Here is a 10,113-nt window from a genome sequence, read left to right as displayed (position 1 = left end):
AAACAAAAGGCCCGTCGCTTGGACGGGCCTTTCGCTTGGAGACTCAGACGCGGGCGACGTCTTCCGCCTGCAGGCCTTTCTGGCCCTGGATCACCGAGAACTCGACCTTCTGGCCTTCGACCAGGGAACGGTGACCTTCGCCGCGGATAGCGCGGTAGTGAACGAATACATCCGGACCGCTTTCACGCTGGATGAATCCATAGCCTTTAGCGTCATTGAACCACTTGACGGTTCCGACCTCACGATCAGCCATTACTACTCTCTCCAAACTCGCAATTTTGTTGTTGGCCCCAATCCTGGGACTTAGACGGGTTGGTAAAGACGTATTTTTCTCGATATCCGACCGCGGTCTGACGAGGCGTGGGCGGGTACTCCGAAAGGCGTTCTTTTAACCACCGCGCCCGGAGTATACGACAGGAAATGCTACAGAAAAGCACTTTTTTCCGGCATGCGGAAAACGCCGTGAGACTAGGTGTTCACGCACTTTTCCGGGGCTTTCGCGTCACAAAATGGGGCATTTCGGCGAAGGCGCTCCGGGCCCCTGGGCAGGGCCCGGAAACGCCCTGAGGTTCACTTCGCCGAGAGCAGATCCTCGAGCTTTCGGGCCAGTGCCTGGTACTGGAACGGCTCGATCAGGTAGGCCCAATCGGTACGCCCCGGCACCTGGTCGTCGAGCTTTTCCTGGCCGGTCAGGCGCAGCCAGTACTGCTCACCCTGCCCCAGCAGTTCGCCGGTGAGGCGGCCGCCGGCGAAGGTCTGCAGCTCGAAGCTGAGCAGTGGCTTGTCCTTGAACTGGACCTGGTCCAGCGGCGCGGCGTCGGCGAACTGCAGGCCGGCGAACACCGCCGCCATGCCGTTGGCGGCCGCCTCGTAGGCCAGCTTGCGACCGGCCGGCAACTGGCGGACCTTCATGTTCGGCTCGTTCTCGGCGTCGCGGTACACCGTCAGTGCCTTGCCCTGGGGGTAGCGGACTTCGACCTGGCGCACGCTGGAGAAGGGAATGGCGGCGATGCGCCGGTCGAGCCAGGCCAGCTCGGTCTCGGGCAGCTCGATGCGCCGGTCGATCAGCCAGCTCTGGTTGTCGCCGGGCAGGCGCACCAGTTGCCCCTTGCCCTGCTGGCCGGGCTTGCCGATCAGCAGGTCCTGCTGCGGCAGGCCGTTCTGCCCACGCACCACCAGGCGCAGGGCCTGGCCTTCGCCAGGCTTGTCGGCCAGGCCCAACTGGGCATGCAGCTCCGGCTTGGCGGTACGCGCCTCGACACGGCGCGCCTCGCCCAGGGCCCGCAGCAGCTCGGCCACGGCGCGGGCGTCGGCGGGGTAGCCGGCCTTGTCCGCCACCACCCAGGTGGACTCGCGACGCGCCAGATGCACCGGCGGTTGGCCGGGCCGCTGCACCTCGATGGCGTCGATGTCGGCCAGCCGGCCTTGCAGGGCCGGTAGCCAGGCCTGGGCCTGCGCCCCCGGCGTCGGCCCCGCCTGGCGCTGCAGCGCCAGGTAGGTGCCGCCCAGTGCGGCGGCCAGGATGAACAGGAAAATGAAAGCCTTGCGTCCCATGTTCTCTCCTCAGGCCCGGCGGCGGCGCCAGGCCCACAGCAGCAGCACGCCCAGGGTCAGCACCAGCGGCACCAGGGCGATGTTGATGAACTTGAGCGTGCGGCCGAGCTTCTCGATGTCGGCGTTGAGCTGGTAGTTGACCTCGCGCAGTTCCTTGCGGATGCGCAGCTTCTCCTGCATGAACTGCTGCAGGGTGGCCTGCTGCTCGGGGGTCAGCTCCAGGGCCTTGGCCGGGTCCTGGTTCTGCAGGCTGGCCAGTTTTTCCTCGGTCTCGGACAGGCGCTGCTTGAGGGCCTGCTCCTGCTCACGGAAACGCACCTCGGCCTGGCGTTGGAGGTCTTCCACCACGGTGAAGGGCCGGGTGAAACGACCGCGGGAGCGCACGCTGATCAACGCTTCAGAGCCGGAAAGGTTGTCCAGGGCGTTGATGGCAAAGGCGGAGTTGTCTGCCCAGGGCTGCGGCACGCGCTGGCCGAAGAAGTCCTGCACCTGCACCCACATGCGGTCGCTGAGCATGTCGGTGTCGGCGACCACGATGACGTTGATGTTGTCCGCGGACTTCAGCCCGTCCTTGCGCCCTTCGATGCCCTCGGGGAACGCGCTCTGTGCCGGCCCGCTGACACGGGCCGCGACGGTGTAGCGGTCACCGCTGGGGTTCAGTTCGCCCATCAGCTCCTGCGGGTTGCGCAGCATGGCGAAGCGCTGGGCCTCGAAGGGCATGGCGTACTCGGAGCTCTGGATCAGCGGCACGAAGTGGGTCTTGGCGCCGTCCAGCGGACGCAGGATGCCGGCGGTGGCGACCGTCAGGGTCTCCAGGTTGGCGGTGGCCACGTCGCTCGGGTCCAGCGCCTGGCGCGGCAGGGTCAGCCAGGCCGGATGACGGGCCGGGCGCTCGCCCTGGCCCATGCTCACCGACATGGCGTAGGCACCGTCGCCCAGTACCTTGCCGGGCAGCATCTCGAAGCCCCAGGCCTTGAACAGCGCCGGCAGGTCGGAGCTCTTGCCCTCGCCGCCCATCTCACCAGGCATCGGCATGGCGTGGTCGGCCTCGCTCCAGGGGTCGACGAAGGCCAGCAGCTTGCCGCCGCGCAGGACGAACTGGTCGATGGCGTACTGGGTCTGCTCGGACAGGTTCTTCGGGTGCACCAGCAGCAGCACCGAGACCTTGTCGGGGATCTGGTCGACGTCGGGCTTGAGGCTCTCGATCTGGAACAGCTGGCGGATTTCCTCCATCACCATCCACGGCGAGCTGGGCTGTTGGGTCTGCATGTCGAAGCCGCCGTTGAGCGGCAGCCCGGAGAGCACGCCGACCACCGGGCGCTGGGGATGCGCCAGGCTCTGCACCAGGCGGCTGACCTCGTATTCGAGGAACTCTTCCTGGTCCAGCGGGAAGAACGGGATCACCTGGTGGTCGTCGACGCTGTTGGTGCCGGCCAGGCCGAAGTAGATGGCGTCGCCGCCCTGCTGGGCGGGCACCGCCTGGAGGCCGAACTCGGCGGCCTTGTCCTCGTCCTCGGAGAAGGGCTCGGGGTCGACGATGTGCAGCTTGATCTTGCCGTCCGCCGCCTGGGCGTAGGCCTTGAGCATCTCCTCCACGCGGCGGGCGTAGTTGCGCAGCACCACCAGGTCCTTGGCGGACTTGTCGGAGTAGAAGAAGTACAGGTTGATGGGCTCGTCCAGCTCCCCGAGGATCTGCCGGGTGCCGTCGGAGATGGTGTAGAGCTTCTGCTCGGTGAGGTCGAGGCGGGCGTTGGTCAGCGCCAGGCCTGAGACCATGTTGAACGCCAGGAAGGCCAGGGCGATGAGCAGCAGGCCGGCGCTGGAATACATCAGTTTCTTCATGTCAGTCGGCCTTCTTCAGATCGACCACCACGGCGGTGGCGGCCAGCCACGCGGTGATCAGGGAGAGGAAGTAGAGCAGGTCGCGGAGGTCGATCACGCCCTTGCTGATGGCGTCGAAGCGGGTCAGGAAGCTCAGCGAGGCGACCGCGTCCAGCAGCCATTGCGGAGCCCAGGCACTGAAAGCGTCGAGTACCAGCGGGAAGCCGCTGACGATGAACAGGAAGCACACCACCACGGCGAGGATGAAGGCGATCACCTGGTTCTTGGCCAGCGCCGACATGCACGAGCCCACCGCCAGGTAGGAGCCGGCCAGCAGCCAGCTGCCGATGTAGCCGGTGACGATGGCGCCGTTGTCCGGCTCGCCCAGGTAGTTGACGGTGATGACCATGGGGAAGGTCAGCAGCAGCGCCAGGCCGGCGAAGGCCCAGGCAGCGAGGAACTTGCCGGTGACCGCCTCGAAGCGGGTGACCGGCAGGGTCATCAGCAGTTCGATGGAGCCGGACTTGCGCTCCTCCGCCCACAGGCGCATGGCGATGGCCGGCACCAGGAACAGGTAGAGCCAGGGGTGGAAGTTGAAGAAGGGCGCCAGGCTGGCCTGACCGCTTTCGAAGAAACCGCCCAGGTAGAAGGTGAAGACCCCGGACAGCACCAGGAAGATCACGATGAACACATAGGCCAGCGGGGTGGCGAAGTAGCTCGCCAGCTCGCGCTTGAAGATGACCGGCAACTGCTTCATGCCGCTTCCCCCCGGGTCAGGCTGCGGAAGACTTCATCGAGGCGCCCGCGCTCCACGTCCAGCTCCTTGACCCGCCAGCCGCGCTGGTGGATGAGCTGGTTGACCTGCGGGAAGATCACCTCGCCCGGCTTGGCCAGCACCGTCAGGCCACCGCCGGCGGTGTTTTCCTCGACACCGGCGACGCCCGGCAGCACGGCCAGCGCCAGTGGATCGAGGGGCTCGTCGGCCACCAGGGTCACCGCCTGGTGGTAGCGGGAGCGACGCTCCAGCTCGTAGGGGGTGTCGTCGGCCACCAGCTTGCCGGCGGCGATCACCACCGCGCGGGTGCATACCGCCGTCACCTCTTCGAGGATATGGGTGGAAATGATCACGATCTTGTCCCGGGCCAAGCTCTGGATGAGCTGGCGCACCTGGTGCTTCTGGTTCGGGTCGAGGCCGTCGGTGGGCTCGTCGAGGATCAGCACGCGGGGATCATGAAGGATGGCCTGGGCCAGCCCGACGCGGCGCTTGAAGCCCTTGGACAGGGTCTCGATGCTCTGCCCGAGTACCTTGTCCAGCTCCACCTGGCCGGCGGCCTGGGCGACGCGGGCCTTCTTCTCGGCGCCACGGAAGCCGCGGATCTCGGCGATGAATTCGAGAAAGCCGCGCACCGTCATGTCGCCATAGCAGGGCGCGCCCTCGGGCAGGTAGCCGAGGCTGCGCTGGGCCTGCAGGGTCTGGGTCTGGATGTCGTGGCCGAAGATGCTGGCGGTGCCGGAGGTCGGCGCCAGAAAGCCGGTGAGCATCTTCATGGTGGTGGACTTGCCGGCACCATTCGGCCCGAGGAAGCCGAGCACTTCCCCCGGCTCGACCGCGAAGGACAGGTCGTCCACGGCGGTGTGCTGCGCGAATCGTCTGGTCAGTTTTCTTATGTCGATCATGGCCTCTACCCCAACGGGAAAAGCCCCCGGCCATGCTGGCCTCAGGGGCCCTGCAAAACGCCGGCGGACTATAAGGAGTCTCCCGGCGGCATAGCAAGACAGCGAAGCGTGCCGAAAGTTTCCTGCTGTAACGTGGGATTTCGCCCAGCAAAAGCCGGCTCCGGCTTTTTGCGGCGGGTCAGCGAATACGGCACACTAGCCGCCCCGAGCACACGCTCGTTCCACACCACGACGCCCGTATGACCCGTTCCCCGTTCCGCCGCCTGGCCTTCGGCACCCTGCGCCGCCTCCTCTACCTGTGGGTGCGCTCGGAAACCATCAACCAGTCCGCCTTCACCCTCAAGCTCGACCGCAGCAAGCCCGTGCTCTACGTGCTGCAGCAACCCTCGGCCAGCGACCTGGCCGTGGTGGACCGGGAATGCACCAAGGCCGGGCTGCCGCGCCCGGTGCTGCCGGTGGCGGTGGGCGACAGCCTGGAGCCGGCCGCCTTCTTCTACCTGACCCCGGAGCCGGGCTGGTTCGGCGGGCAGGACAAGCGCGGCACCTCGCCGACCCTGGTGCGGGTGCTGGACGCCATCCAGCAGCACGCGGTGGACGACGCGCAGATCATTCCGGTGACGGTGTTCTGGGGCCAGTCCCCGGACCGCGAAACCAGCCCCTGGAAGCTGCTGTTCGCCGATAGCTGGGCCGTGACCGGGCGCCTGCGCAAGCTGGTCAGCATCCTCATCCTCGGACGCAAGACCCGGGTGCAGTTCTCCGCCCCCATCCACCTGCGCGAGCTGATCGCCCAGGGCAAGGGCCCGGAGCGCACCCAGCGCATGGTGCAACGCATCCTGCGGGTGCACTTCCGCAACCAGAAGACCGCCGTGATCGGCCCCGACCTCTCCCACCGCCGCAACCTGGTGAAGGGGCTGGTGCATGCGCCGCTGGTTCGCCAGGCCATCGCCGAGGAGGCCGAGCGCGAGAAGATCAGCCCGGCCAAGGCCGAAGCCCAGGCGCTGAAGTACGGCAACGAGATCGCCTCCGACTTCGCCTACACGGCGATCCGCTTCCTCGAAGTGGTGCTGAGCTGGTTCTGGAACAAGCTCTACGAGGGCATCAAGGTCAACCACATCGAGGGCGTGCAGGACATCGCCCAGGGTCACGAGGTGATCTACGTGCCCTGCCACCGCAGCCACATCGACTACCTGCTGCTGTCCTACCTGCTGTTCCGCAACGGCCTGACGCCGCCGCACATCGCCGCCGGTATCAACCTCAACATGCCGGTGATCGGCGGCCTGCTGCGCCGTGGCGGCGCCTTCTTCATGCGCCGTACTTTCAAGGGCAACCCGCTGTACACCTCGGTGTTCAACGAGTATTTGCACACCCTGTTCAGTCGCGGTTTCCCGGTGGAGTACTTCGTCGAGGGCGGGCGCTCGCGCACCGGCCGCATGCTGCACCCGAAGACCGGCATGCTCGCCATCACCCTGCGCAGCTTCCTGCGCTCCTCGCGCCTGCCCATCGTCTTCGTCCCGGTGTACATCGGCTACGAGCGCGTGCTGGAAGGCCGCACCTACCTGGGCGAACTGCGCGGTGCAAGCAAGAAGAAGGAATCGATCTTCGACATCTTCAAGGTCATCAGCGCCCTGAAGCTGCGCTTCGGCAGCGTCGCGGTGAACTTCGGCGAGCCGATCAAGCTGGCGGAGTTCCTCGACCAGCAGCAGCCGGACTGGCGCGCCCAGGAGCTGGGGCCGCAGTTCCGCCCGGCCTGGCTCAACGACACCACCAACCGCCTGGCCGTGCGCATCGCCCGCCACCTCAACGACGCGGCGGCGATCAACCCGGTCAACCTGGTGGCCCTGGCGCTGCTCTCCACCAGCCGCCTGGCGCTGGATGAACGCGCGCTGACCCGCGTGCTCGATCTCTACCTGGCCCTGCTGCGCGCGGTGCCCTACTCGCCCCACGCCACCCTGCCGGAAGGCAACGGCCAGGCGCTGATCCAGTACGTGCAGAGCATGGACCTGTTGGCCGAGCAGAAGGACGCCCTGGGCAAGATCCTCTACCTGGACGAGCAGAACGCCGTCCTGATGACCTACTACCGCAACAACGTGCTGCACATCTTCGCCCTGCCGGGACTGCTGGCCAGCTTCTTCCAGAGCAGCGGACGCAGCAGCCGCGAGCAGATCCTGCGCTACACCCGCGCCCTGTACCCCTACCTGCAGGCCGAGCTGTTCATCCGCTGGAGCCTGGACGAGCTGGACGCGGTGGTGGACCAGTGGCTGGCCGCCTTCGTCGAGCAGGGGCTGCTGAAGGTGGAGAACGACGTGTACGTGCGCCCGGCGCCCAGCTCACGGCAGTTCGTGCTGCTGACGCTGATGTCCCGCGCCATCGCTCAGACGCTGCAGCGCTTCTACATGGCCATCGCCCTGCTGCTCAACGCCGGGCAGAACCAGCTCACCGCCGAGGAACTGGAGAACCTGTGCACCGTCATGGCCCAGCGCCTGTCGATCCTCCATGGCCTCAACGCCCCGGAATTCTTTGACAAGACGCTGTTCCGCCACTTCATCCAGACCCTGCTGGACCAGCGCGTGCTGCGCCAGGACGAAGCAGGCAAGCTCAGCTACCACCCCGAGCTGGGTGACCTGGCGGAGGGCGCGGCCAAGCGCGTGCTCACCGCCGAGATCCGTCTCTCCATCCGCCAGGTGGCGCTGGAGCGCCAGACGGACGAAGCCCCCCGGGACGAGCCGCAAGCCGACGTGTCCTGATGCAAGCGGGCGGCTTCGGCCGCCCGCTTTCTGCTTCGCCCACTAGAAGAAATACCCTACAAGCTGGACAGAATTGCCCGAGGGGCTGCCTGTCCCGCCCTCAGTACCATGGCGGCTGCGCATTGCGCGTCCTTCTGCCCTCTTCACCCAGGGAACCCCCATGCTGCTGAGAACCATCACCGTCGAGAACGGCCAGCGGGAAGCGTTCAACGCCGCCGTGCTGTGCAGCCTCACCATCCCCGAGATAGAGGGCAACGTCCTCGTCTACACCCTCAATGAAGCCGCGCCCCAGGGCACGTCGTGGGTTTACCTCGCCGCCCTGGTGCCTCTGGTCGAGGGGGGATACCAGCTCAGCAGCCTGGACGACCGCGCCTGCCAGGTCGCCCGCCAGGTGCTGCGTCAGATCGTCGGCGGCGCACGTTCCGCGAACCGCGATGCGGCCGCTGCCTACCATTTCATCCGCATCGAACGCCTGGGCCCGCCCCTCACCCCGCACCCCACCTGCCTGGAACAACATCATCCGCTGTCCCTCGGCCCCGGCGCCATCCAGACGCTGCTGGCCTGCCGCAGCAGCGACAAGGTCGGCGAGCCGTTCTATTCGCGGCACTTGCTGCCCTACCAGCCCTACGAGTCCCCCCTGGAAGACGCACCGGTGGCGGCAGTTGAACCCCAGCAGGCGGCGGTCGCCCCCGCCTCAGCACCCCACAGCGTCAGCCGCAGCGAACAGATGCTCAGGGAGGTGCAGGCTACCCTCAACACCCTGGTGGACATGGCCGGCATCTTCACTGGCAACCAACAAGACGGCGGTCATCCTCACCCGAACCACAAGCTGGCCGAGCGCGAGCACCAGTTGCAGGCCCGAGAAGCCCGGCTGCAGGCGCTGGAAGCCCAACTCCACGCACGCCAGAACGAACAGGAGCAACGCTGCAAACGGCTGACCGAACACGAAGCCGCCCTCGATCGTCGCGCTGCGGAGCTGGACGTGCAGGTCGAGAAGCTGTTGGCCGCCAAGGAACGCCTCCGCCGGCTGATGCGCACCGTCAATGAGAACGTGCACGTCGGTAATACCCTGGGCACCATCGGCAACGCCCTGCCCGTCGTCGATGACTGATCCGACAGTGCCCGCCATCTCGGTGGGCGCCTCCACTGTGCTGACGCTCTATAGTGTGTGGGGTCAAAACACGGAACGCCCCCATGAAAAGAACCCTGCCCCTGCTCTTCACCAGCCTGCTGCTCGGTGCCTGCACCACCCAGCCTTCGTCCTCGATGGCGCACCTAGAAGGCGAGGTGTACTACCTGCAGCGCATGGCCCTGCCGCCGGACGCGACGCTGCGGGTCACCCTGGTGGACGTTTCGCTCGCCGACGCCCCAGCCCGCGAACTGGCCCACCAGCAGGGCCGCATCGAGGGCCAGGTGCCCCTGGCCTTCCAGCTCAGCTACGACCCGGCCAACCTGCAGAGTGGCCATGAGTACGCCGTGGCGGCGCGCATCGAGCTCGACGGCAAGCTGATGTTCATCAGCAGCGAACGTCACTCGGTTAAACTCGACGGCACCGACCCGCAGCCCCTGCGCATCCGGGTCGACCCGGTTCGCTGATCCGAACCCCACCAGCCCAAGGAAGCCCTCATGTTCCGACTCACTGCCCTGGTCGCCGGCCTGGCCCTCTCCGTCAACGCCTTCGCACTCTCCCTCAGCGACCTCAGCCAGCAGGACGCCGCCGGCGGCCTGAAGGATGCCCTCACCCAAGGCGCCAAGGTTGCCGTGCAGCAGCTCGGCAAGCCGGGCGGCTTCAGCAACAACCCCGAGGTGCGCATCGAACTGCCCGGCAAGCTGGGCAAGGCCGCCAAGACCATGAAGATGATGGGCATGGGAGACCAGGTGGAACAACTGGAAACCAGCATGAACAAGGCCGCCGAGGCCGCCGTGCCGCAAGCCCAGGCCCTGCTGGTGGACGCGGTGAAGAAGATGACCGTACAGGACGCCAAGGGCATCCTCACCGGCCCGCAGGACTCCGCCACCCAATACCTGAACAGGACCAGCCGCGAGCAACTGCGCGCCAAGTTCCTGCCCATCGTGAAGAAGGCCACCGACCAGGTCGGCCTGGCGCAGCAGTACAACAGCTTCGCCGGCCAGGCCGCGAGCTTCGGCGTGGTGGACGCCAAGAGCGCCAACATCGAGAGCTACGTGACCGAAGAGGCGCTGGATGGCCTGTTCAAGATGATCGCCGAGCAGGAAGCGAGCATCCGCCAGAACCCGGCCGGTGCCGCCACCAGCCTGGCGAAGAAGGTGTTCGGCGTGCTCTGAACCTGCCCGCTAC

Annotated in this window: 9 protein-coding genes; 4 read left to right on the top strand and 5 right to left on the bottom strand. The window is 66.6% G+C overall.

The genetic code is table 11. The annotated features are described in order from the left end of the window. Positions 1 to 43 precede the first annotated feature (43 nt). From A7D27_RS21070 to A7D27_RS21050, 5 genes are all read right to left on the bottom strand, one after another. A complete protein-coding gene (locus tag A7D27_RS21070) occupies positions 44 to 253 on the bottom strand; it encodes a cold-shock protein (protein ID WP_044413245.1) in 210 nt (69 codons plus the stop codon). Positions 254 to 570: 317 nt separating this feature from the next. After that, complete coding sequence (locus tag A7D27_RS21065; RefSeq protein WP_069565983.1) at positions 571 to 1,554, bottom strand: DUF4340 domain-containing protein; 984 nt, start codon at positions 1,552 to 1,554, stop codon at positions 571 to 573. Between the two features lie 9 nt (positions 1,555 to 1,563). Next, entirely contained in the window at positions 1,564 to 3,396 is a 1,833-nt protein-coding gene (locus tag A7D27_RS21060; RefSeq protein ID WP_069565982.1) for a Gldg family protein, read from the bottom strand. A gap of 1 nt (position 3,397) precedes the next feature. Further along, on the bottom strand, positions 3,398 to 4,132 hold the full coding sequence (locus tag A7D27_RS21055) for an ABC transporter permease subunit (protein ID WP_069561304.1): 735 nt from the start codon (positions 4,130 to 4,132) through the stop codon (positions 3,398 to 3,400). Continuing rightward, entirely contained in the window at positions 4,129 to 5,052 is a 924-nt protein-coding gene (locus A7D27_RS21050; protein WP_069561305.1) for an ABC transporter ATP-binding protein, read from the bottom strand. Before A7D27_RS21050 ends, A7D27_RS21055 begins: the two co-directional genes overlap by 4 nt. Positions 5,053 to 5,291: 239 nt before the next feature. Here A7D27_RS21050 and plsB point away from each other — a divergent pair, with 239 nt between their 5' ends. The 4 genes from plsB (at position 5,292) to A7D27_RS21030 (ending at position 10,100) form a co-directional block, all read left to right on the top strand. Beyond that, positions 5,292 to 7,796, top strand: a complete 2,505-nt coding sequence (gene plsB, locus A7D27_RS21045; protein ID WP_069565981.1) for a glycerol-3-phosphate 1-O-acyltransferase PlsB — start codon at positions 5,292 to 5,294, stop codon at positions 7,794 to 7,796. A gap of 160 nt (positions 7,797 to 7,956) precedes the next feature. After that, a complete protein-coding gene (locus tag A7D27_RS28405; protein ID WP_069561307.1) occupies positions 7,957 to 8,907 on the top strand; it encodes a hypothetical protein in 951 nt (316 codons plus the stop codon). 83 nt (positions 8,908 to 8,990) lie between these two features. After that, positions 8,991 to 9,392 carry a YbaY family lipoprotein gene (locus A7D27_RS21035; protein ID WP_069565980.1) on the top strand — a complete coding sequence of 134 codons (402 nt, stop codon included), beginning with the start codon at positions 8,991 to 8,993 and terminating at the stop codon, positions 9,390 to 9,392. Between the two features lie 30 nt (positions 9,393 to 9,422). Further along, positions 9,423 to 10,100 (top strand): DUF4197 domain-containing protein, encoded by a 678-nt coding sequence (locus tag A7D27_RS21030; RefSeq protein WP_069565979.1) that lies wholly within the window; start codon positions 9,423 to 9,425, stop codon positions 10,098 to 10,100. Positions 10,101 to 10,113: the final 13 nt, after the last annotated feature.

Source organism: Pseudomonas sp. 1D4 (assembly GCF_001728925.1).
GTDB lineage: Bacteria > Pseudomonadota > Gammaproteobacteria > Pseudomonadales > Pseudomonadaceae > Metapseudomonas > Metapseudomonas otitidis.
This window is presented reverse-complemented; position numbering and strand designations above follow the sequence as displayed.